This window comes from Actinorectispora metalli (genome assembly GCF_056323685.1).
Genome location: NZ_JBREYE010000002.1, coordinates 919,866 through 940,769 on the forward strand (window position 1 = coordinate 919,866; position 20,904 = coordinate 940,769).

The window sequence follows — 20,904 nt, forward strand, 5'->3', positions numbered from 1 at the left end:
GGGGATAAGTTGCTGGAAAGCGCATACCAGATGAAATCACGAACGAGTGCTACCGGGAACCGTTTGCGCTATTCACGCTGTAACGGTCCGCAGTTCTTACCCTGAGCTCCGTGATTGAGCGCTAGGCTCGGATCGGCTTTCATCGATCCAAACCACATGTCCGTGTGGACCCCGCCACCCACTCCATGTCCACGCCGGGTAACACCGAACCGTAGGACTGAGCTCTCAGCGTTACCACCAAGAGGCGAACCGTCCGTGACCGGAAGATCATCTCGATTCCCACCCCGGAGCCTGCGTGCAGGTGGAAGCCGAGGCCACGCAGGACGGATCGTCTGCCGTAGGCGTGGTGGAGGTCGCTCGCCCGGAGCGCGGGGGTCACCGGCTCACAGCCTCGCGGTCGGGTTTGAATGTGGGGCCGCATCCGTGACGGTGCAGTGGATAGCCATGATCGATTGAGCTTGCAGCATGTGGCTGACCGGCAATTGCCCGACCCGTTGATGCAAGATCACGCGTTGCGGTGGGGGAGTGGGTCCGGTTCCTCGATCGAGTGCTGCTCGGCCGGACCGGGTGTCTCAGGCCGACATCGATCCCGGTGTCTCGCAGTGTCCGGCCAGTTCGTCCAGGGAGAGCCCCAGTACGCCTGCCAGGGCGCTGATGGTGAAGAACGCGGGGGTGGCGATCCGACCTGTCTCGATCTTGCGGAGGGTCTCGGCCGACATGCCTGCGGCGGTGGCGATCTGCACCATGCTCCGTTCACCCCGGGCGGTGCGCAGGATGGCGCCCAGCCGTTCGCCCCGTTCCCGGTCCAGCATGCTCAGTGGAGGCCTCACCATGCCTGTGATACTAATACCGGTATAAGAATTGGGCAGGAGGGGCACTTCGTGGTCGAGCTGAAAACCGAGGCCGAACTGGTCGCCATGCGTGAGGCGGGCCGGGTGGTGGCCAACGCCTTGGCCGCCGCACGGCGGGCGGCGGCGCCGGGCGTGTCGCTGCGAGAACTCGACGAGGTGGCGCACTCGGTGATGCGGGAGGCAGGCGGCAAGCCCTCGTTCCTCGGCTACCAGCCGAGTTTCGCGGACACGCCGTTCACCGGAGTCATCTGCACCTCGGTCAACGAAGTCATCGTGCACGGGCCGCCCGGCCCGTACCGGCTGCGTGAGGGCGACCTGCTCAGCGTGGACTGCGGCGTGGAACTCGACGGATGGCACGGGGACTCCGCGATCACCTTCCCCATCGGTGCCGTGGACGAGAACGATCTGGAGCTCATCGACAACACGCGACTGGGGCTGGAGGCGGGCATCGCGGCGGCCACGGTGGACGCCAGGATCGGCGACATCTCCGCCGCGATCGCCGCGGTGGGGCGGTCCCGCGGCTACGGCATCCCGCACAGCTTCGGCGGCCACGGCATCGGCCGCGCACTGCACGAGGACCCGCCAGTTCCCAACGAGGGCACGCCCGGCAAGGGGATGCGGCTGCGTCCCGGCCTGGTGGTGGCGATCGAGCCGATGTTCATCGCGGGCGGCTTCGACGTGTTCATCACCGAGCCGGACGGCTGGTCGCTGCGCACCGTGGACCGCAGCCGGGCGGCGCACTTCGAGCACACCGTGGCGATCACCGAGGCGGGTCCGGCGATTCTCACGCTGCCCTGACATCGGTGCCAGGATGGGGCGGGAGCATCGAGGGAGAAGAGGCGGCGATGGGTGACGAGGCGCTGTGGACGCTGATCCACGAGAGCAACCGCGGGGTGCTGGTGGCTCTGAAGCGGGACGGGCGGCCGCAACTGTCCAACGTGTCCTACGCGGTGGACGGGGACACCGTGCGGGTGTCCACGACCGAGGACCGGGTCAAGGTGCGCAACCTGCGGCGTGATCCGCGGGCGAGTCTGTATGTGACGTCGGCGGACTTCTGGACCTACGCGGTCGGGGAAGGCACCGCCGAGTTGTCGGCGGTGACCACCGATCCGCGGGATGCGGCCGCGGAGGAATTGGTGGCGCTGTACCGGTCGATCGCGGGGGAGCACCCGGACTGGGACGAGTACCGCGCGGCCATGATCTCGGAGAAGCGGCTGGTCGTGCGTGTGCGGCTGGAACGCGTTTACGGCTGGTCCGCCGGGGGATGAGCGACCAGCGCGAGCACTGGCGGGGTATCTACCGGGACAACCCCGACATGTACGGGCTCGCGCCCAGCGCGGCCGCGAGCCACGCCATCGAACTGTTCGCCGCCCGCGGTGTCCGCGGTGTGCTGGAACTCGGGGCCGGTCAGGGTCGGGACACGCTGCCGTTCCTGCGCGCGGGGTTGAGCGTGCAGGCCACCGACTATGTCGCCGAGGGGCTGGAGGCGATCCGGGTGCGGGCCGCGGCGGAGGGGCTCGAGGGCGGGCTGACGGTGGCGCGGCACGATATCCGCGAGCCGATCCCGTTGCCGGATGCGAGTGTGGACGCGGTGTATTCGCACATGCTGCTGTGCATGGATCTGAGCACGGCGCAGTTGGAGGCGATCTCGGCGGAGATCACCAGGGTGCTGCGGCCGGGTGGCTGGCATGTCTACGCGGTGCGGCACACCGGGGATGCCCATTTCGGTGTCGGCGTCGACCACGGGGACGACCGGTGGGAGAGCGGCGGGTTCGTGGTGCACTTCTTCGACCGGGCGCTGGTGGACCGGCTGTCGGCGGGCACGGAGTTGGTGGAGATCGCCGACTGCGAGGAGGGCGCGTTGCCGCGCAGGTTGTGGCGGGTCACTCTGCGGAAGCCTTCGTGACGAAGGCGTCGATGCCGTCCAGGACGCGTTGCAGGCCGAACTCGAAGTTGTTCACGAACTCGTCGAACGCGCCGCTCTCCCACATCTCGGTCAACGTCGGGTAGACCACGTCGACGACCTGGTCCCAGTACCACATCCGGTCGCCCCACCACTGGTCGTCGGAGATGCCGGTTTTCTTCTCGGTCTGGGTGGCCTCCACGGCCTCGCGAGCCGCGCCTTGGATGTAGCCGGTGACGACGCTGGCCAGGGGGACCACCTGGGCGGGCGGCAGGCCCGTGGCCTTGGTCGCGGTGAGCAGCGCGTCGTAGCAGGCCAGTTCGTTGGGGCCGAGCAGCCTGCGGCGACCGGTGTCCACGGACAGCATCCAGGGGTGGCGGTGGTACTGGTCCCACTGCTGGCGGGCGAAGGATTCCAGGCGTTCACGCCAGGTGCCCGAGTCCTCGAAGGTCAGTTCGGTGGCGACGGTATCGAGCATGGCGCCGACCAGTTCGGTCTTTCCCGGCACGTAGCGGTACAGCGTCATGGTGCCGACGCCGAGTTTGTCCGCGACGCGGCGCATGGACAGGCCGTCGACTCCCTCGCTGTCGGCGATCTCGATCGACGCGCGCACGATCCGCGCGAGGTCCAAGCCGGGTTTGGGGCCGCGGGTCGCCGGTTCCCTCGGGCGCCACAGCAGCTCCATGGCGCGCTTCTCGGCGTCGGTGTTCCCGCTGTTGTCAGTCATGGTGGTCCTCATGATATAACTGCGTGCGCTGTACGTGGTACAGTGTACTCAGTTGTTTTGGGGAAGGGGGATCGGATGGAGTACGCGGTACTTGCCGAAGACCTGCGCAAGCGGTTCGGCAAGACCAAGGCACTGGACGGACTCGACCTGGCGGTGCCAACGGGCACCGTCTGCGGGCTGCTGGGGCCCAACGGTGCGGGCAAGACGACGGCGGTGCGCATCCTGAGCACGCTGCTGCGCGCCGACGGCGGCCGGGCCGAGGTGGCGGGTCTCGACGTCGCGCGGCACGCCGCGGAGGTGCGGTTCCGCATCGGGCTGACCGGGCAGAGCCCGGCGGTGGACGAGGCGCTCACCGGCAGGGAGAACCTCGTGATGTTCGGCAGGCTCTACCACCTCGGTGCCCGCGGCGCCCGCCGTCGCGCCGAGGAACTGCTGGCGCAGTTCAACCTCGTCGACGCGGCGGGCAAGAAGCTCAAGACCTACTCCGGTGGCATGCGGCGGCGCCTGGACCTGGCCGCCGGGTTCATCATGGCCCCGCAGGTGCTGTTCCTGGACGAACCCACCACCGGGCTCGACCCTCGGCACCGCAACGAGGTGTGGGAGTCGGTCTGCGCGCTGGTCTCCGGCGGCACCACGGTGGTGCTCACCTCGCATTACCTCGACGAGGTCGACCGGTTGGCCGACCACATCTCGGTGATCGACCACGGGAAGGTGATCGCCGAGGGCAGCCCGGCGCAACTGAAGTCCAAGCTGCACGGCAACCGCATCGACGTGCAGCTCTACCGCGCCGCCGACCTGGAGACCGCGGCGGCGGTGCTGCGCCGGGTCTGCGCCGCCGAACCGGAGACCGACGCCGACACCCACACGGTCAGCGCGCCGGTGCAGGACCTGGTGTCCACCCTGGCCGAGGTGCTCGCCGCGCTGAACGCGGCGGAGATCGCGGTGCAGGACATCGGGCTGCGCAGACCCACCCTGGATGAGGTGTTCCTCAACCTCACCGGTCACCGCGCCGACGACGCCGAGGCGGAGGTGGCGGCATGACCACCATCGCGGCACCACGGGGTGCGTCGAAGCTCCGGTGGGCATTGGCCGACACCTGGACGATCGCCTACCGCGACCTGCTGCACTGGGTGCGGGAACCGGCGCGGGTGGTGTGGGCGCTGGGTTTCCCGATCGTCATGGTGGTGATGTACGGGTTCATCTTCGGCAGCGCCATGGTCGTGCACGGCGGCGGCGACTACCGCGAGTTCCTCATGCCGGGCATGTTCGGCATGGCCATGATGTTCGGCATCGGCAACACCATGGTCGGGGTGGTCACCGACACCGCGCGTGGGGTGACCGACCGGTTCCGGTCGATGCCGATGGCGCCCTCGGCGGTGGTGGCGGGCCGCAGCGTGGCCGACATGATCAACTCGGTGCTGGACCTGCTCGTGCTGGTGCTGTGCGGGCTCGCGGTGGGTTGGCGGTTCCACCACGGTCTCGGTTCGGCGTTGGCCGCGTTCCTGTTGCTGTTGCTGCTGCGGTTCGCGTTCATCTGGGTGGGCATCTACCTCGGGCTCGTCTCGCCGAGCCCGGAGACGGCCAACAACATGTACGGCCTGCTGTTCCCGATCACGATGCTCGCCAACACCTTCGCCGCGCCGGAGCAGATGCCGGGCTGGCTGGGCACCATCGCCGAGTGGAACCCGCTGTCGGCCACGGTGTCCGCGGCGCGGGAGCTGTTCGGCAATCCGGGGTTCGGCGGCGATTCCTGGGTGGCGCAGAACTCGATGCTGATGGCGCTGCTGTGGCCCGCGCTGCTGGTGGCGATCTTCATGCCGCTGTCGATCCGTCGCTATCAGCGGCTCAGCCGCTGATCCGTCCAACGATGAAGGAGAGAAGTTTGATTCTGGTAACCGGGGCAACGGGCTCGGTCGGCCGCCGAGTGGTCGACCAGCTTGTGGCCAAGGGCGAGAAGGTGCGGGCGACCTCCCGCAATCCGGAGGCGGCCCGCCTGCCCTCCGGTGTCGAGGTGGTGCGGGGTGACCTCGAAGCTCCGGAGAGCCTGACGCAGGCGCTGTCCGGAGTGGACAGGCTGTACCTGTTCCCCGCCTTCGGCACAGCCGAGGAGGTCGTGGCGGTGGCCAAGGCGGCCGGGGTGCGGAGGGTGGTGACGCTGTCCTCCGACGCCGTCACCAGGGGCACCGACACCGCCGAGCACCGCGCGGTGGAGGAGGCGGTGGAGCAGTCGGGTCTGGAGTGGACGCATCTGCGGCCCGGTGAGTTCGCGGGCAACAAGGGCATGTGGGCGCCGGGGGTGAAGGCGGGCGTGGTCCGCCTGGCCTACCCGGATGTGGCGGGCGTTCCGGTGCACGAGGAGGACATCGCCGCGGTGGGGGTCGCGGCGCTGACCGAGGACGGACACCAGGGCAAGGCCTACACGCTCACCGGCCCGGAGCCCATCACTCACCGGGAGCAGGTCGCCGCGATCGGGGCGGCGCTGGGCGCGCCGTTGCGGGTCGAGCAGGTGAGCCACGACGAGGAACGCCAGGAGTTGATGGCCCTGGGCATCCCGGACTGGGCGGTCGACCACATCATGGGCTACTTCGTCCGCTGGGCCACCGACCCGCCCGCACCCACGACCACGGTCGCGGAGGTCCTCGGGCGCCCGGCCCACGGCTTCGCGCGGTGGGCGCGGGACAACGTGACGATGTTCCGCTAGGAGAAGGCCCGGTGGGTGGCGCTGCCGCCGCCCACCGGGCTTTCAGTTCGTGAACAGCTGCGTCACGCGGGTGATCAGCTGGTACAGGCCGTAGGCGAAGGGGAGGCCCACCCACAGCCAGGCGAAGACCATCAACGCACGGTCAGACATGGGCGCCTCCGCTCAGGGCGGGCTTCGGTGCGGGTTCGTGGAAGCGTTCGTGCACCGGTCGCACCAGTTCGTTGGCGATAAAGCCGACGACCAGCAGCGCGGTGACGATGTAGAGGGAGTTGGTGTAGAGCGCGGGCCCGGTCTTGCCCGCGGCCTTCTCCGCGTCGGCGACCGCGTTGACGATCAGCGGCCCGAGGACACCCGCGAGTGACCACGCGGTGAGCAGGCGGCCGTGGATGGCGCCGACCTGGTAGGTGCCGAACAGGTCCTTGAGGTAGGCGGGGACGGTGGCGAAACCACCGCCGTAGAAGGACAGGATCACCATGGCGCACACCACGAACAGCGGTTTGGAGGTGCTGCCCAGCAGGGCGATCGCCAGGTAGAGCAGCGCGCCGACGCCCAGGTACACGCGGTAGATGTTCTTGCGCCCGATGACATCGGAGGCCGACGACCACACGAACCGGCCGATCATGTTGGTCAGCGACAGCAGCGCAACGAACCCCGCGGCGGCCGCGACGCCGACGGCGGCGGTGGTGCCCGCGAAGAAGTCCCTGATCATGGGCGCGGCTTTCTCCAGGATGCCGATGCCCGCGGTCACGTTGAAGCACAGCACCACCCACAGGCACCAGAACTGCGGGGTGCGGATCGCGTTGCGGGCCGAGACGTTCGCGGTGGTGATCAGCCGGGCCGTGCGTGTCACCGGTTGCCACCCGGCGGGTCGCCAGCCGTCGGCGGGCACCCGGACCAGCAGCACCCCCACCGACATGAACACCGCATACGCCAGGCCGTGCACCAGGAAGGTCTTGGCGATGCCGGTGGTGTCGCGGCCGAAGCCCTCCAGCATCGCCGCCGACCAGGGGGAGGCGATCAACGCGCCGCCGCCGAAGCCCATGATGGCGATGCCGGTGGCCATGCCGGGCCGGTCCGGGAACCACTTGATCAGCGTGGACACCGGGGAGATGTAGCCGATGCCCAGGCCGATGCCGCCGACGAAGCCGTAGCCGAGTACGACCAGCCAGTACTGGGCGGTGTAGACGCCCAGCGCGGCGAGCAGGAAGCCTGAGCAGAAGCAGACGGTGGAGACGAACATCGCCCAGCGGGGTCCGTTGCGTTCCACCAGCGGCCCACCGAAGGCAGCGGACAGGCCCAACATGACGATGCCCAATTGGAACGGCAGCGCGCTGGCCGTCCCGGACAGGCCCAGGGAACCTTCCAGCGGCGGTTTGAACACGCTCCACGCGTAGGCCTGCCCGATGGCCAGGTGCACCGACAGGGCGGCGGGCGGCACCAGCCACCGGCTCCAGCCCGGCGGTGCGACGATGCGGGACCGGCCGAGAAAACCGTCCATCCAGTACCTCCCCCTGCTGTGCGAAGAGACGAGTTCACCACAGCGGAGGGGATTGTCCACCAGCTAGTTTCTGCGGGGTGGAAGGGGCAGCGGCAACGCGGGCAGCCCGTCGATGCTCACGGCGTTGTGGCTTTTCGACTCGCAGTACTCGGCGAACTGCTCATCGGTCTTCTTCCCGAAATACTGCGCGTGGATCGTCCGGTCCGCCCGGTAGTCCATCAGCGGCACCGCGTACCCGCAGGTGTCGCTGACCAGCTTCGCCCGCACCACGATCACCGCCCGAAGGGCGGGTCCGTCGGCGTCGCCGAAGCGTCCGACCAACTCCGCCCAGCGCGGGTCGTCGCGGAACACCGGCTCTCCGGTGCCGTGTACCCGCACGATCCTGGGCGGCCCGTCGAAGGCGCACCACATGACGGTGATCCGCCCGTTCTCCCGCAGGTGCGCGATGGTCTCGGCGTGGCTGCCGCCGAAGTCCAGGTAGGCCACGGTCAGCTCATCGAGCACGACCAGCGTTCCCGAGCGACCCTTGGGGGAGAGATTGACGTGCCCATCCCCGGTCAGCGGTGCGGTGGCGACAAAGAAAGGGGCTGTGCCTCGATGAACTCCCGAAGCCGCCCGTCGATCCGCTCGTACACCTTCCCCATGGCTCGACCCTACGGACCGGGCCTGCCGCGGAGCCGGTGAACAACGACACATGCAGACCTTCCTGCCCTACCCCGACTTCGCCGCCAGCGCCGCCGTCCTCGATCCGCGGCGGCTGGGCAAGCAGCGCGTGGAGACCCTCCAGGTGCTGCGCGCGCTCACCGTCCCCGGGTACGGCTGGCGCCACCACCCGGCCGCGAAGATGTGGACCGGCTACCCGGAGGCCCTGGTCCGCTATGGGCTGGAGGTCTGCCGCACCTGGACCGCGACCGGCCGCGCCGACACCTGCGCGGTCAGCATGACCGCCGAGGTCGGCCTCACCCCGCGCAGCCAGGCCGAACTGGCGGCGGCGGGCGAACTGCCGCCGTGGCTGGGTGACGAGGCGCTGCACCGCAGCCACCGCTCGGCGCTGCTGCGCAAGGACCCCGCCTTCTACCGGCCGGTCTTCGGCGACGAGCACCCCGACGACCTGCCGTATGTGTGGCCGTCCTCCGACCGCTAGGACCGCAGCTCCAGCCGCGGCACACCGGGTGCGTCGAAGCCGAGGATCTGGGCGTAGAAGGACAGTTCCGCCTGCAGCGCGGCGATGATGTTCTCCGCGCGCCGGAACCCGTGTTGTTCGCCTTCGAATGGCACGTAGGCGTGCTGGATGCCGGTGCCGTCCAACGCTTTGACGAACCGCTCGGTCTGCTCGGCGGGGCAGATCTCGTCCTCGAGGCCCTGCAGCAGCAGGATCGGACCGGCCAGCTTGTCCACCCGGTTGCTGGGCGAACGGTCGAGGTAGCGCTGCCGGGTCTCCGGGAGGGGGCCGACCAGGCTGTCCAGGTAGCGGGACTCGAAGTCGTGGGTTTCGCCGTTGGCCCAGCCGTGCAGGTCCAGGATGGGGAACTGCGCCGTGCCGCAGCGGTAGGTCCGCACCGTGGTCAGCGATGCCGCCGTGGTCCAGCCACCGGCGCTGCCGCCGCGGATGGCCATCCGCTCGGCGTCCACCACGCCGTCGGCGGCCAGTGACTCGGCGACCGCGGCGCAGTCGTGAACGTCCACCACGCCCCAGTTCTCCCGCAACCGCTCCCGGAAGGCCCTGCCGTAGCCGGTGGAGCCGCCGTAGTTGACCGCGGCGACGGCGAAACCACGGCTGGTGAAGAACACGATCTCCGCGTCCAGGGTGCCCAGCACATGCGAGGTGGGGCCGCCGTGCACATGCACCAGCAGCGGCGGCAACTCGCCATCGGGCGCGGCGAAGTCGGGATTGTGCGGCGGGTACAGGAACACCGGCACCTGCGCGCCGTCCGGCGAGGTGACCGTGAGCTCCCGCGGCGTCGGCAGGTAGGCCGGGTCGGGCAGGCTCTCGGGTCGGGTGCTCAGCGTGGTGGTGTCACCGCCCGCCAGGTCCACGCGCAAGACCGCGGGATGCTGGGTGGGGCCCATGCCGATGCCCGCCACGACGGTGCCGTCGGTGCCGAGGTCGAACCGCCACACCGGTGGTACCCCGGGCACGTTGGTGACGGTGCCGTCGGTTTCGTCCAGCACGGCGAGTCCGCCGCGGCGGTTCACCAAGTGCCTGCCGCCGCCCAGCGGCACGAAGAACCGGGCGCCGTTGACCCACAGCGCGCCGCCGAACTCCTCGGCCAGCGGCGCCAGGTTGGTGCGGGTGCCGTCGAGGCCGACGCGGTGCAGGTTCCACCAGCCGCTCGGGTCGGTCACGGCGTAGAGCGCGTCGGGGGAGGCCCATTCGAACTGGCAGACCGATTCGGTCTCGCCGCCGGTCAGCACGCGGTGCTCGCCCAGCATGCCGTCGTCTCCGACGGCGGCGACGCAGAGTTCGGTGCCGTCCCACGGCATCTGCGGGTGATTCCAGCCGATCCACGCCGCGTGCCCGCCGTCGGGGCTCAGCTTCGGGGCGGTCAGGAAGTGGTGGCTCGCGGCCAGCACCCGCACCGTCGCGGTGCCGTCGACGGGCACGGCCACCAGGTCGCGGCGGACGTCGGCGCGGCCGCTGCCGGTCACCGTCTCCCGAACGCACCACACCTCGGTGCCCTGCGGCCCGGCCACCAGGTCGCCGTAGCGCACGCCGTGGTGTTCGGCGGGTGCCGGGGTGATCGGGCGGGGCTGCCCGTCCGGCTCCGCGACGTAGATGCGCTGGTCGTCCCAGTGGGTGAAGGCGAACCGCGCACCGCCCAACAGCGTCCACGGCCTGCCGCCGTACTCGTGCAGCCGGTTGCGGACGTTCCACGGCGCGGCCAGCACCTCGCTGGTCCCTGCCTCGGTGTGCCGCAGCAGGGCGAGTCGCCCGCCCTCGGCGGGACGGCTCTCGGTCCACCAGACCTGTCCGTCGGCTACATCCACCCAAAACGGCCGGGAACCGGCCGCGGCGACCTGCTCGGCGCCGATAGGTGACTCCCAGGCTCCATACGGTGCGATCTTCACCACGCCTGCGAGCGTACCTGCGCCCGCAATAGCCGTTAACTCAATCCACAGTGGACTCGGCGCGCAGCGAGTAGCGCGGCAGCGTGTCCGGGGTGGGGCGGGCGGCGTCGGTCTTCTTCGTGCGGCGCAGGCGGCCGAACCAGCCGGAGCGCTCGGGTTCGTCGTCGAAGTCGGGAAGATCCCGCAGTGTCTCCCTGGCGCGGACGACGATCACGCACCGCTCACACCGCGCGGCCTTGCCCGCGTGGCGGCCGCTGGAGACGGTCAGGCGGGCACCGCAGAGCGCCTCGACCGCTTCGATGATGGCCGGGATGGGGCCGGTGTCCTCGACGGTGTCGTGATCGGTGAGGAACTCCGCCACGAGCACATCGCCACCGCCGTCCTCGGCCACGGCATGTTCTCGCTCATCGAACTCGCTTCGGACCCACTTGGCCACCTGCTGTGCCTCCATCCCCATCGCGACCGGACCCAGTCTCAACGACTCCGACGCCGTACTCGTTGCGCCGCGGTGGCGCAACGGTGAACCGTAGGGTGCGGAACGTGACCGGCGCGAGGTATCGCGGCGTGAATCACATACCGTTCGGCCTAGCGATCAACGCCTACCGTAGTGGCGTGGGCCCAATTTCCTCGGGATAGCCCTGCTTCGGCGTTGGCCGTCCTCTAGGGTCGGTAGTGCTATGGCCCGTGTCATTCATGTCTTCCGCCAGCCCGAACGGTTCATCGCCGGAACCGTCGGGCAGCCAGGCGAGCGCACCTTTTATCTGCAGGCGGTCGAGGAAGCAAGGACCGTCAGCGTGATGCTGGAGAAACAGCAGGTGGCCGTGCTCGCGGACCGTATCGGCGCGCTCCTCGAGGAGGTGGCGCGCCGGTTCGGCGCCGAGGTGCCGCCGCCGACCGCCCCCGAGGGCACCGTGGACACCGAGCCGCTGGAGGTGCCCGTCGAGGAAGAGTTCCGCGTCGGCACCATGGGCTTGGGCTGGGACGCCGACACCCGCGCCGTGGTGATCGAGTTGCTGGCGACCACCGAGGAGGAGATCGACGAATCGGTCGTCCTCGACGACACCGAGGAAGGCCCCGACGCCGTGCGGGTCTTCCTGACCCCGCTGCAGGCCCGCGCGTTCGCCGAACGCGCCGAGCGCGTGGTCGCCGCCGGGCGCAAGCCCTGTCCGCTGTGCAGCGAGCCGCTGGACTCCGAGGGCCACATCTGCCCGCGGCAGAACGGCTACCGGCGCAGCGAGACCCCCGAGACCTAAGCTGGTCTCGTGGGGGTACGGCTGAGTGACGACGCGGCGGGCGAGCTTTTGCGCAGCGGTGAGATCGAGGTGCAGGGCAGGCTGGTCGACGCCTCCAACGCGACCCTGTTCTGCACGATCACCGGCAACGGCCTGGAAGCCGAGTGCGTGTACAAGCCGGTCCGTGGTGAGCGTCCGCTGTGGGACTTTCCCGACGGCACGCTCGCGGGCCGCGAGGTCGCGACCTACCTGATCAGCGAGGCCGCCGGGCTCGGGTTGGTGCCGCCGACGGTGTTGCGGGACGGGCCGTTCGGTGCAGGCATGGTTCAGCTGTGGGTGGACACCGACGAGGATTCCGCGCTGGTCGACGTGGTGCCGCCCGCGGAGGTGCCCGACGGGTGGCGCACGGTCCTGCGGGCCCATGACCGCCACGGCAGCCCGGCGCTGCTGGTGCACGCCGACGACCCGGCGATCCGACGGCTGGCCGCCCTGGACATCGTGATCAACAACGCCGACCGCAAGGGCGGGCACGTGCTGCGCTCCCGCGACGGCACGGTCTACGGCGTCGACCACGGGGTGTGTTTGAACTCCGAGGACAAGCTGCGGACCGTGCTGTGGGGCTGGCTGGGCGAGGCGCTGCCCGCCGACTGCATCGATCTGCTGGAGCGGCTGCGGGCCGGGTTGCACGACGGTCTCGGCGAGAAGCTGGCCGAGCACCTGACCAAGAAGGAGCTGCAGGCCTTCGACGACCGCATCGCCCGGTTCCTCGCCGAGGGCAGGTTCCCCGCCCCGGGCGGGGAGTGGCCCGCGATTCCGTGGCCGGTGTTCTAGCCCCGGATCGCGTGCTCGACGAAGCGGCCGCAGGCGTGGAATCCCAGCCGCTCGTACACCGGTTCGCCCTCGGGTGAGGCTTGGAGGACGGCGGTGTCGTAACCGGCGTCGATGGCGGTGCGCAGGCAGGCCAGGGTGATCGCGCCGCCGAATCCGCGGCGCCGCCGCGCGGCGAGGGTGGCGATGTTGTAGATGCCCGCGACGTCGGCGTGCAGGAACACCTCGGCCGAGCAGACCGGTTCGCCGCGGTGGTAGCCCAGTAGATAGCGGGCCGGGCACTCGGGGGACAGGACCGCGGTGCCCGCCTCGGTGAAGAAGCGGCGCACGGTGGCCGCGGGCGGGTCCCACAGCGCCGCGAGCACCGTGGCGTAGTCGGCCAACTCGCCCGTGGTGCGCACCTGCCGGATCTCCAGGCCCTCGGGCGGCGGCTGGTCGGGGATGTGGTCCAGCCGGGCCCACATCGCGGCTTCGGACTCCGTGACGGGCAACCCCGCGCGGGTCAGCCGCGCCGACAGGTCGGGCGGGGTCGATGCGGGGCCGACCCACCAGGAGTAGGGCCGCCCGGTCGCGGTCAGCACACCGACGGTCTCGGCGATCCGGGTGTCGGCGGTCGCCGCGGTGAAGCGGGCGGTCGCGACGATGTTGAACGTGTCGTCGTGCAGCCCGCTGTCGCCGATGACGAGGTCGTCGGTCTCGGTGACGGTCATCCCGGGCCGGTCGCGGTGCAGGTGGCAGGCGTGCTCGGCGAGGTTGCGCTCCATGCGGTCGAGCACGTCGGCGATCTTGGTGTCCACCGGAGCACACCTACCACGCCGGGTGCCGCGACGCGCTCGATTTTCGTCGGCGACGCTTCGGGGTGCATGGTCGCGCGGCACGCAGGATCGGCGGCGGATGTGCCGGCCGGAGGGACGCCGCGACGCGAAGGGAACCCGACTCCTTGTCGATTTGTCGACAAATCACCTTATTGATTTATGGACAAAGGGTCATCTCGCCTACTCAGTGATCATCTCATGAACCGCCGGTAATCGTTATCCCTCGATCGGGTCTGGCATTCTGGGGGCTATGACCTCGGTGGTTCCCGCGCGGCGCTGGCCGCGGTCCTTCTCCGACCGGCTCACCGCGCCGCTGCCCTCGGCGCGCGAGGCGCTGAAGCTGCTGCGCTCCGGCGGCCTGCGGCCCGATCTCGCCGAGGCGGCGAACATCCCGGTCGCCGAGCAGGACCTGCCGCCGGTGAACCCGGGCCAGACCGGCATCACCTGGGCAGGCCACGCGTCGTTCGTGCTGCGCACCGGCGGACGCTGCGTGCTGGCCGACCCGGTGTGGTCGCGCCGCATCCCCGGCGTCCGCCCCCGCCTGACCCCGGTCGGCGTCCCGTGGTCCGCGCTGCCGCCGGTGGACGCCGTGGTGATCAGCCACAACCACTACGACCACCTCGACGCCCCCACCCTGGCCCGGCTGCCTCGCGACACCGCCCTCCTGGTGCCCGCGGGCCTGGGCGAATGGTGCAGGCGCCGCCGGTTCGGCAACGTCATCGAACTGGACTGGTGGGAGTCCGCCGAGGTCGGCGGGCTGCGCTTCGACTTCGTGCCCGCCCACCACTGGAGCAGGCGCGGCCTGTTCGACTCCTGCCGCAGCCTCTGGGGCGGCTGGATCATCACCGCCCCCGACCAGACCCGCCTCTTCCACGCCGGCGACACCGGCTACGGCCACTGGTTCACCGAGATCGGCGCCCGCTACCCGGGCATCGACGTCGCGATGCTGCCCATCGGCGCCTACGAGCCGCGGGCCTTCCTCAAGGACGTCCACATGAACCCCGAGGAGGCCGTGCGGGCCGCGGCCGACGTCGGTGCGGCGAAGCTGGCGCCGATGCACTGGGGCACCTTCGCCCTCTCCGCCGAACCGGTACTGGAACCGCTGCGCCGGGCCCGCCAGGCCTGGGCGGAGGCGGGCCGTGCCCCGGAGGACCTGCTGGACCTCGCCGTCGGCGCGTCCGCCCTGCTCAGCCGCTGACGGCGCCCTGGGGATTCTCGGTCAGCCGCGTCACGACACGGCTGCTCTCGTCGGCGGTGAGGTCGATGTCGAAGACCTCCGCCAGCACACCCGGCACCTCCGCGGGCGCCAGGACACGGGTCTGCGAGGCCCAGTCCGAGGTGGTGTCGGTCAACTCGGTGTTGCGCAACTGGATGCGGCGCTTGCCGTTGGGGCGGGCGGCCACCAGGTTGTTGCGGAAGCCCGAGGTGGGCCAGTTCGTGGTGACGAAGTTCGCGTGCCGGTACTCGATGCGGTCGGTGGGCACCATCGGCACCTGGTACATCACCTCCCAGCGCTGCCCGTCGTGGAACAGCAGCCGCCAATACCACCGGTCGACCCACTCGACGCGGTACCGCCAGCCGTCCTGCTCGACCTCGGCGCCGTCCTCCAGCGGCACCGGCTCGTGCGGGCTGACTCCGCCGAACCCCACATCGGAGATCCACTGCTGCTCCCCGAAACGCACCAGGCTCACCATGTGGGTGCGGCCCATCTCCCACGGCTGCTTGCCGCCGATGAGTACCTTGCCCAGCAGCCGGGTCAGGGAGAAGCCCATCCTCGTCAGCGCCGCCGAGTAGAGCAGGTTCTGCTCGTAGCAATAGCCGCCGCGGCGCCGACCCACCAGCTTCGCCTGAAGGTCGGGCAGTTCCAGGCTGACCGGGTCGTGCAGGAAGGACGTCACGCTGTCGAAGCTGATCGCCTCCTGATGCGAGCGCTGCAACAACCGCAGACCCGCGAGATCCGGTTGTGGCGCAGCCGCTATGCCGATTCTCGCCAGATAGGCGGACAGGTCCAAGGTGTCGATCTGCCACTGGTCGTCGTCCATGTCCCCTCCAGACAGTCGCCGTCGACTGGTCACCCCGATCAACGGGAATAGATCGTGACGTCATGCCTGTTGTGAGCCACGGAACACCTCCAGAGCCCCCTCACGAGCGGATTAGAGTCAGGCGTATGCAAACCTGGTCGTCGGTACCGGTGCCGAGGCTTCCCGGCACCCCCCGTCCGCTGCGGTTGTTCGACACCGCGACCGCGGAGATCCGTCCCACCACCCCCGGCCCCACCGCCCGGCTGTATGTCTGCGGCATCACGCCGTATGACGCCACCCACCTCGGGCACGCGGCGACGTACCTGGCGTTCGACCTGGTGCAGCGGATCTGGTTGGACAACGGTCACGACCTCAACTACGTGCAGAACATCACCGACATCGACGACCCGCTGCTGGAGCGCGCCGAGCGCGACCGGGAGGACTGGGTCGTGCTGGGCATGCGGGAGACGGCGCTGTTCCGGGAGGACATGGAGGCGCTGCGGGTGCTGTCCCCGCACGACTACGTCGGCGCGGTGGAGTCGATCCCGGAGATCGTCGAGGCCATCGGCAAGCTGATGGCCTCCGGCGCGGCTTACCGGGTCGACGACGAGCGCTACCCCGACATCTACTTCGACCACAGCGCCACCGGCCGGTTCGGGTATGAGTCCAACTACGACGAGCCGACAATGCTGCGGTTCTTCGCCGAGCGCGGCGGCGACCCCGACCGCGCGGGCAAGCGGCATCCGCTGGACGCGCTGCTGTGGCGGATGGCCCGCGACGGCGAGCCCTCCTGGGAGTCCGAGCACGGCGCGGGCCGCCCGGGCTGGCACGTGGAGTGTTCGGCCATCGCGCTCAACCGGCTGGGCATGGGCTTCGACGTCCAGGGCGGCGGATCGGATTTGGTGTTCCCGCACCACGAATACAGCGCGGCGCACGCCGAATCGCTGACCGGCGAGCACCCCTTCGCCCGGCACTACAGCCACGCGGGCATGATCGCCCTCAACGGCGAGAAGATGTCGAAGTCCAAGGGCAACCTGGTGTTCGTCTCCCGCCTGCGCGCCGACCGGGTCGACCCGATGGCGGTGCGGCTGGCGCTGTTCGCCGGGCACTACCGCACCGACCGCGCCTGGACCGACGACCTGCTCGGCACCGCCCAGGCCCGGCTGGCGAAGTGGCGGGAGGCCGTGTCGCTGGATGCCGGGCCGGATGCCGAGAGCCTGCTGGTGCGGCTGCGGGATCACCTCTCCGACGATCTCGACACCCCCCGGGCGCTGGCCGCGGTGGACGCCTGGGCCGAGGAGGCGCTGACCAGGTCCGGCCGGGACTCCGCCGCCCCCGCGCTGGTGCGGTCCGGGGTGGACGCGCTGCTCGGCGTCGACCTGTGACGGTCACCCTCTGTTGATGTTTCATGTGAATCAGTGACTACACGTGTGGTACTCCCGCTGTCCGCGCTGGTCAGCGGGGGTTCACCACCGCTGTGGCGGACCGGGACGCACCGCGTTCCGGACAGCGACTCGTTCCAGCCGACCTGATCGCGCCGGAACGCCGGCACCAGCACCGCCCCGATCAAAACGACCAGCACGATCGGCAGCGCCAGCAACACCAGGATCTGCACCGACTCCAGGCTGACGAACCGGCGGGCGTCCACCCCGGAGACCCGCAGCAGCACCGCCGCGGCCACCGGCAACAGAACCAGGTAGCCGAACAGCCCGAACAGGCCCAGCGCCTCCCGCAGCGCGATCCGGCCCAGCCCGGCGGGCCGGTCGTCGGCGGTGCGGACCCGGAACCGCAGCAGCCACCCACCGGGGGTGAACCCGCCGGTCAGCCACGGCAGCCCCACCCGCACACCCAGCGCGGCGGCCACCACCAGCAGACCGCCCTCCGCCACGCTCACCTCACCGAGCACGGCGTACCCGGCGAAGATCAGGACCACCCAGGCGATGAAGTCCAGCACCAGCGCACCCAGCCTGCGCGGCACGCTCACCACCCCCGGCAGCACCATCGACTCCGCGGCGGGCAGCAGCCTCGGCACCACCAGGATCGCCGGTGCGATCAACCACCCCAGCGCCGCGCCGCCGGTGTTGGCGATCAAATCGTCGACGTCGAAGATCCGGTACGGGCACGGGTACATGCCCCAGTTGCCGGTGAGCTGGGTGAGTTCGAACAGCAGCGACACCGCCGCCCCGCCGCCGACCGCCCACGCCCAGCCCCGCCGGAACGCGCGGCGCACGAACACCCCGAACGGCACGAACAGGGCGATGTTGAAGGCGAAGGAGAAGAACGCCTTCGTGCCCAGCGCCGCCCCCACGCCGTGCAGACCGTGCTTGGTCATCTCGGTGCGGATGTCACCGACCCACTGGAACGGCCGCCGCTGCGTGACCTGCTGGTCGATGCACACCGTCGCCGGGTCGGGCAGCGGCATGAACACCAGCGCCACCGCCACCAGCCCGTAGAGCAGCCCCGCGTACAGGATCAGCGAGCGGCGCGGCTCGACCCGGCCGAAGCGGGCGTAGTGCCAGCAGATCACCGGCAGGAACAGCAGGGCGCCGACGGCGAGGAACACCAGCAGGCCGGTGCGCAGGGAAGTGAGATGAGCGGCGGAGAGCACGGGGAAGAGTTTTCCGCCCGCACCCGGGCGCTCGCGTCATCCGGCGGGCTCATCCTCCGGGTCAGCCTCCAGGCTGAGCGCGGTCAGCCCCTGGTCCAACGGGTCGCGGCCGCGCATATCCGGCACGCTCACCAGCAGGATGAACCAGCCCGCCGCCAGCAGCGCCGAGAGCACCAGGGCGATCATCCAGCCCGACTCCAGCGCCGTGTAGCGGTGCGAGGCCGCGAGCGCGCCGTAGACGTCGGGCGGCTGGGCCAGCGACGGCGCCACCGCGCCCGGGGTGTCCTTGGCGGGCAGCGTCTCGGGCAAAAACGTCGTCGACCTGGGAGTGAACGGCGTCGGCTCCCGGTAGACCCTGGCCTTGGCCGGGGACTCGGCGGCGGGTGCGACCGGGCGGGCCGGGGTGCGGGTGACCACCGGGGGCGGGGCAGGCCGGGTGGTCAGCGGGGGAGGGGTGAACGTCGGCCACGGCGGCGGCGGTGGTGGGGGCCAGGGCAGGATGCCGATGCCGTACTGCGACTCGCACGGCGGGCCGGTCGGGGCAACCCCGTAGGGGTCGCCCTGCGAGTCGGCGAAGCTCGCCGTGGGCTCGGCGCCCGGGTGCGGGCAGGGTGCGGTGGAACTCGGCGGTGCGGCCGGGTGGTCGCCCGGGTCGGCGCCTGCGATGGCGCCGGGGAGCAGCAGGCCGAGACCGCACATCAGCGGTACGACCGCCGCGAGCACTCGGCGGGTCATGAAGGGCTCCGGATAAGCAGGGGACCGGGACCGTCCTCACTCTTTCGGGTGAGGTCTCTGGTTGAAGCGTGAGCGCCATGTTAAGTCCGCGCAAGGTTCGTGACGCACGTGCGACCGGCGTCATGGATCCACCCGAATCTAAACCACAGGTAAACCCCGGCTCTACAGTCGCAGATGACAGTTTTGGCCGATACGCGCGCGTCCGGTCACACATTCTGAAAAGAGTGAAACCCCGCTCCTATAGTGACTCTTCGCAGTCTTCGCGGAGGCCCTTCTTTGGTGATCGAATCCCCGGCGCATGCCCCTCGCACCGCGCATCCGGCCGTCGTGGTGGCCGCGGTGTCCGCCGGTGGAGTCCTCGGCGCGCTGGCCCGACACGGCCTGGGGCAGGTGTGGCCGCACCAGCCGGGCGGCTGGCCGTGGGCGACCTGGCTGATCAACGTCGGCGGCTGCGTGTTGATCGGTGCGATGATGACGCTGCTCGCCCGGCGACCCCGGCCACCGCTGCTGCGGCCCTTCCTCGGCACCGGGGTGCTCGGCGGCTTCACCACCTTCTCCGCCGCCATGACCGACGCGCGGGCCCTGATCGAAGCGGGCACACCGGGCATCGGCCTGCTCTACCTGCTGGGCACCGCCGCGGCCGCCCTCGCGGGCGTGGTCGCGGGCTCGGCGCTGGCGCGGCTCGCGGCGCGGAGCCGCTCATGACCGTGCTGCTGGTCGCGGCGGGCGCCGCCGTGGGCGCACCCGCCCGCTACCTGCTCGACCGCGCCGTGGCCGCCCGGCTGGGTGCGGCGTTTCCGTGGGGCACCCTGCTGGTCAACGTGGCGGGCTCGCTGCTGCTCGGCATTCTGCTCGCCATGCCCGCGAGCGGTGGGTGGACCGCGCTGCTGGGCACCGGGTTCTGCGGGGCGCTGACCACGTACTCGACGTTCGGCTACGACACCGTGTGCCTGCTGCGGGACGGCGCGCGGACCCGGGCGACGGTGAACGTGGCCGTGAGTCTCACCGCCGGGCTGGCAGCGGCCTACGCAGGCGTGCTGATCGCGTCGTCACTGCGCTGAATCCAGGGCGTGGATGTCCACAGGGGACAGTTCCAGCTCCGCGGCCGCGGCCGAGTCGCGGATCGTCTCCGGGCGGGATGCCCCGGGAATGGGGATCACCACCGGCGACTTGGCCAGCATCCACGCCAGGCACACCCGCTGCGGGCTGACGCCGTGACGGGCCGCGATGTCGGCGAACACCGCGTGCCGGGAACCGAGCGCGCCCGCCTCGCCCATGCCGCCCAGCGGCGACCACGGCAGGAACGCGATGCCCAACTCGTCGCACAAACGCAGTTCCGGCTCGCTGCTGCGGAAGGCGGGGGAGAACTGGTTCTGCACCGAGGCCAGCCGCCCGCCCAGGATCTCGTTGGCCTCCTTGATCTGCTCCGGGTCGAAGTTCGACACCCCGGCGTAGCGGATCTTGCCCTGCTCCAGCAGGTCCGCCAGGGCCCCCACCGAATCGGCGACCGGCACCCGAGGGTCGGGGCGGTGGAACTGGTAGAGCCCGATGGCCTCCACCCCCAGCCTGCGCAGCGAGTCCTCACAGGCGCGCATTAGGTACTCGGGCCGCCCGTCGACCCTCCATTCGCCGTTGGGGCCGCGGGTATGCCCACCCTTGGTGGCCACCAGCACCTCCGGCCCACCCGCGACGCGCAGGGCCTCGGCGAGCAGTTCCTCGTTGTGCCCGAAGTCGCTGTCGTCGTGGGAGTAGGCATCTGCGGCGTCGATCACCGTCACCCCCGCCTCCAGCGCCGCCCGCACGGTCTCGATCGCCTGCTGCCGGTCCGGGCGCCGCACCACCGACAGCGGCATGGCGCCGAAACCGATCGCCGACACCTCGACCTGCCCGATCTTGCGCACCTGCATGCCAACCCT

General features: G+C 70.4%; 24 protein-coding genes and 1 pseudogene. 13 read left to right on the plus strand and 12 right to left on the minus strand.

Features of this window, described 5'->3' with window-relative positions; genetic code table 11:
• Positions 1 to 572 precede the first annotated feature (572 nt).
• The gene (locus tag ACU6XJ_RS24530; RefSeq protein ID WP_476316263.1) at positions 573 to 833 is read right to left on the minus strand and encodes a helix-turn-helix domain-containing protein; all 261 of its coding nucleotides are present in this window, start codon (positions 831 to 833) and stop codon (positions 573 to 575) included.
• A 48-nt stretch (positions 834 to 881) separates the two neighbouring features.
• On the opposite strand from ACU6XJ_RS24530, the gene map reads away from it, so the two are divergent.
• From map to ACU6XJ_RS24545, 3 genes are read left to right on the plus strand one after another with little or no spacing between them, the layout of a single operon-like run.
• Entirely contained in the window at positions 882 to 1,649 is a 768-nt protein-coding gene (gene map / locus ACU6XJ_RS24535) for a type I methionyl aminopeptidase (protein WP_476316266.1), read from the plus strand.
• Between the two features lie 47 nt (positions 1,650 to 1,696).
• Positions 1,697 to 2,119 carry a PPOX class F420-dependent oxidoreductase gene (locus ACU6XJ_RS24540; RefSeq protein ID WP_476318615.1) on the plus strand — a complete coding sequence of 141 codons (423 nt, stop codon included), beginning with the start codon at positions 1,697 to 1,699 and terminating at the stop codon, positions 2,117 to 2,119.
• Entirely contained in the window at positions 2,116 to 2,757 is a 642-nt protein-coding gene (locus ACU6XJ_RS24545) for a class I SAM-dependent methyltransferase (RefSeq protein WP_476316268.1), read from the plus strand. Before ACU6XJ_RS24540 ends, ACU6XJ_RS24545 begins: the two co-directional genes overlap by 4 nt.
• Here the strand turns inward: ACU6XJ_RS24545 and ACU6XJ_RS24550 are convergent.
• Entirely contained in the window at positions 2,735 to 3,481 is a 747-nt protein-coding gene (locus ACU6XJ_RS24550) for a TetR/AcrR family transcriptional regulator (protein WP_476316271.1), read from the minus strand. The two genes, ACU6XJ_RS24545 and ACU6XJ_RS24550, sit on opposite strands and share 23 nt — an antisense overlap.
• A gap of 75 nt (positions 3,482 to 3,556) precedes the next feature.
• Between ACU6XJ_RS24550 and ACU6XJ_RS24555 the strand changes: the two genes are divergently transcribed.
• From ACU6XJ_RS24555 to ACU6XJ_RS24565, 3 genes are read left to right on the plus strand one after another with little or no spacing between them, the layout of a single operon-like run.
• Positions 3,557 to 4,522 carry an ATP-binding cassette domain-containing protein gene (locus ACU6XJ_RS24555; RefSeq protein WP_476316274.1) on the plus strand — a complete coding sequence of 322 codons (966 nt, stop codon included), beginning with the start codon at positions 3,557 to 3,559 and terminating at the stop codon, positions 4,520 to 4,522.
• Positions 4,519 to 5,337 carry an ABC transporter permease gene (locus ACU6XJ_RS24560; protein WP_476316277.1) on the plus strand — a complete coding sequence of 273 codons (819 nt, stop codon included), beginning with the start codon at positions 4,519 to 4,521 and terminating at the stop codon, positions 5,335 to 5,337. Before ACU6XJ_RS24555 ends, ACU6XJ_RS24560 begins: the two co-directional genes overlap by 4 nt.
• A gap of 26 nt (positions 5,338 to 5,363) precedes the next feature.
• Positions 5,364 to 6,182, plus strand: coding sequence for an NAD(P)H-binding protein (locus ACU6XJ_RS24565; protein ID WP_476316280.1), 819 nt, complete (start codon positions 5,364 to 5,366; stop codon positions 6,180 to 6,182).
• A gap of 42 nt (positions 6,183 to 6,224) precedes the next feature.
• Here ACU6XJ_RS24565 and ACU6XJ_RS24570 read toward each other — a convergent pair whose 3' ends face one another.
• The 3 genes from ACU6XJ_RS24570 to ACU6XJ_RS24580 all read right to left on the minus strand — a co-directional run bounded on the left by ACU6XJ_RS24570 (position 6,225) and on the right by ACU6XJ_RS24580 (position 8,376).
• Positions 6,225 to 6,332 carry an MFS transporter small subunit gene (locus ACU6XJ_RS24570; RefSeq protein ID WP_476316283.1) on the minus strand — a complete coding sequence of 36 codons (108 nt, stop codon included), beginning with the start codon at positions 6,330 to 6,332 and terminating at the stop codon, positions 6,225 to 6,227.
• Positions 6,325 to 7,680, minus strand: coding sequence for an L-lactate MFS transporter (locus ACU6XJ_RS24575; RefSeq protein ID WP_476316286.1), 1,356 nt, complete (start codon positions 7,678 to 7,680; stop codon positions 6,325 to 6,327). Before ACU6XJ_RS24575 ends, ACU6XJ_RS24570 begins: the two co-directional genes overlap by 8 nt.
• A 63-nt stretch (positions 7,681 to 7,743) precedes the next feature.
• Complete coding sequence (locus ACU6XJ_RS24580; RefSeq protein ID WP_476316288.1) at positions 7,744 to 8,376, minus strand: pyridoxamine 5'-phosphate oxidase family protein; 633 nt, start codon at positions 8,374 to 8,376, stop codon at positions 7,744 to 7,746.
• On the opposite strand from ACU6XJ_RS24580, the gene ACU6XJ_RS24585 reads away from it, so the two are divergent.
• A complete protein-coding gene (locus ACU6XJ_RS24585) occupies positions 8,375 to 8,824 on the plus strand; it encodes an MSMEG_6728 family protein (RefSeq protein WP_476316291.1) in 450 nt (149 codons plus the stop codon). The two genes, ACU6XJ_RS24580 and ACU6XJ_RS24585, sit on opposite strands and share 2 nt — an antisense overlap.
• Here the strand turns inward: ACU6XJ_RS24585 and ACU6XJ_RS24590 are convergent.
• Positions 8,821 to 10,752 carry a prolyl oligopeptidase family serine peptidase gene (locus ACU6XJ_RS24590; protein WP_476316294.1) on the minus strand — a complete coding sequence of 644 codons (1,932 nt, stop codon included), beginning with the start codon at positions 10,750 to 10,752 and terminating at the stop codon, positions 8,821 to 8,823. The two genes, ACU6XJ_RS24585 and ACU6XJ_RS24590, sit on opposite strands and share 4 nt — an antisense overlap.
• Before the next feature lie 37 nt (positions 10,753 to 10,789).
• Complete coding sequence (locus ACU6XJ_RS24595) at positions 10,790 to 11,206, minus strand: hypothetical protein (protein WP_476316297.1); 417 nt, start codon at positions 11,204 to 11,206, stop codon at positions 10,790 to 10,792.
• 220 nt (positions 11,207 to 11,426) lie between these two features.
• On the opposite strand from ACU6XJ_RS24595, the gene ACU6XJ_RS24600 reads away from it, so the two are divergent.
• A complete protein-coding gene (locus tag ACU6XJ_RS24600) occupies positions 11,427 to 12,002 on the plus strand; it encodes a DUF3090 domain-containing protein (RefSeq protein WP_476316300.1) in 576 nt (191 codons plus the stop codon).
• 9 nt (positions 12,003 to 12,011) lie between these two features.
• Complete coding sequence (locus ACU6XJ_RS24605; RefSeq protein WP_476316303.1) at positions 12,012 to 12,812, plus strand: SCO1664 family protein; 801 nt, start codon at positions 12,012 to 12,014, stop codon at positions 12,810 to 12,812.
• On the opposite strand, the gene ACU6XJ_RS24610 is transcribed toward ACU6XJ_RS24605, so the two are convergent.
• A complete protein-coding gene (locus ACU6XJ_RS24610; RefSeq protein WP_476316305.1) occupies positions 12,809 to 13,606 on the minus strand; it encodes a GNAT family N-acetyltransferase in 798 nt (265 codons plus the stop codon). The genes ACU6XJ_RS24605 and ACU6XJ_RS24610 overlap by 4 nt on opposite strands.
• A gap of 268 nt (positions 13,607 to 13,874) precedes the next feature.
• Between ACU6XJ_RS24610 and ACU6XJ_RS24615 the strand changes: the two genes are divergently transcribed.
• Positions 13,875 to 14,822 carry an MBL fold metallo-hydrolase gene (locus ACU6XJ_RS24615; RefSeq protein WP_476316308.1) on the plus strand — a complete coding sequence of 316 codons (948 nt, stop codon included), beginning with the start codon at positions 13,875 to 13,877 and terminating at the stop codon, positions 14,820 to 14,822.
• Here ACU6XJ_RS24615 and ACU6XJ_RS24620 read toward each other — a convergent pair.
• Positions 14,812 to 15,666 (minus strand): arylamine N-acetyltransferase family protein, encoded by an 855-nt coding sequence (locus ACU6XJ_RS24620; protein WP_476316311.1) that lies wholly within the window; start codon positions 15,664 to 15,666, stop codon positions 14,812 to 14,814. The two genes, ACU6XJ_RS24615 and ACU6XJ_RS24620, sit on opposite strands and share 11 nt — an antisense overlap.
• Positions 15,667 to 15,791: 125 nt before the next feature.
• Here ACU6XJ_RS24620 and mshC point away from each other — a divergent pair, with 125 nt between their 5' ends.
• Positions 15,792 to 17,030, plus strand: a complete 1,239-nt coding sequence (mshC, locus tag ACU6XJ_RS24625; protein ID WP_476316314.1) for a cysteine--1-D-myo-inosityl 2-amino-2-deoxy-alpha-D-glucopyranoside ligase — start codon at positions 15,792 to 15,794, stop codon at positions 17,028 to 17,030.
• 293 nt (positions 17,031 to 17,323) lie between these two features.
• On the opposite strand, the pseudogene ACU6XJ_RS24630 reads toward mshC, so the two are convergent.
• Positions 17,324 to 18,253 (minus strand): annotated as a pseudogene (locus ACU6XJ_RS24630) (VanZ family protein); the annotation flags it as partial.
• Between the two features lie 36 nt (positions 18,254 to 18,289).
• On the minus strand, positions 18,290 to 18,988 hold the full coding sequence (locus ACU6XJ_RS24635; protein WP_476316317.1) for a hypothetical protein: 699 nt from the start codon (positions 18,986 to 18,988) through the stop codon (positions 18,290 to 18,292).
• A gap of 279 nt (positions 18,989 to 19,267) precedes the next feature.
• Here ACU6XJ_RS24635 and ACU6XJ_RS24640 point away from each other — a divergent pair, with 279 nt between their 5' ends.
• Complete coding sequence (locus ACU6XJ_RS24640; RefSeq protein WP_476316319.1) at positions 19,268 to 19,693, plus strand: FluC/FEX family fluoride channel; 426 nt, start codon at positions 19,268 to 19,270, stop codon at positions 19,691 to 19,693.
• Positions 19,690 to 20,049: a fluoride efflux transporter CrcB gene (crcB, locus tag ACU6XJ_RS24645; protein ID WP_476316322.1), complete on the plus strand. Its 360-nt coding sequence runs from the start codon at positions 19,690 to 19,692 to the stop codon at positions 20,047 to 20,049. The genes ACU6XJ_RS24640 and crcB overlap by 4 nt, the downstream gene beginning before the upstream one ends.
• Here crcB and ACU6XJ_RS24650 read toward each other — a convergent pair.
• A complete protein-coding gene (locus ACU6XJ_RS24650; protein WP_476316325.1) occupies positions 20,038 to 20,895 on the minus strand; it encodes an aldo/keto reductase in 858 nt (285 codons plus the stop codon). The two genes, crcB and ACU6XJ_RS24650, sit on opposite strands and share 12 nt — an antisense overlap.
• Positions 20,896 to 20,904 lie beyond the last annotated feature (9 nt).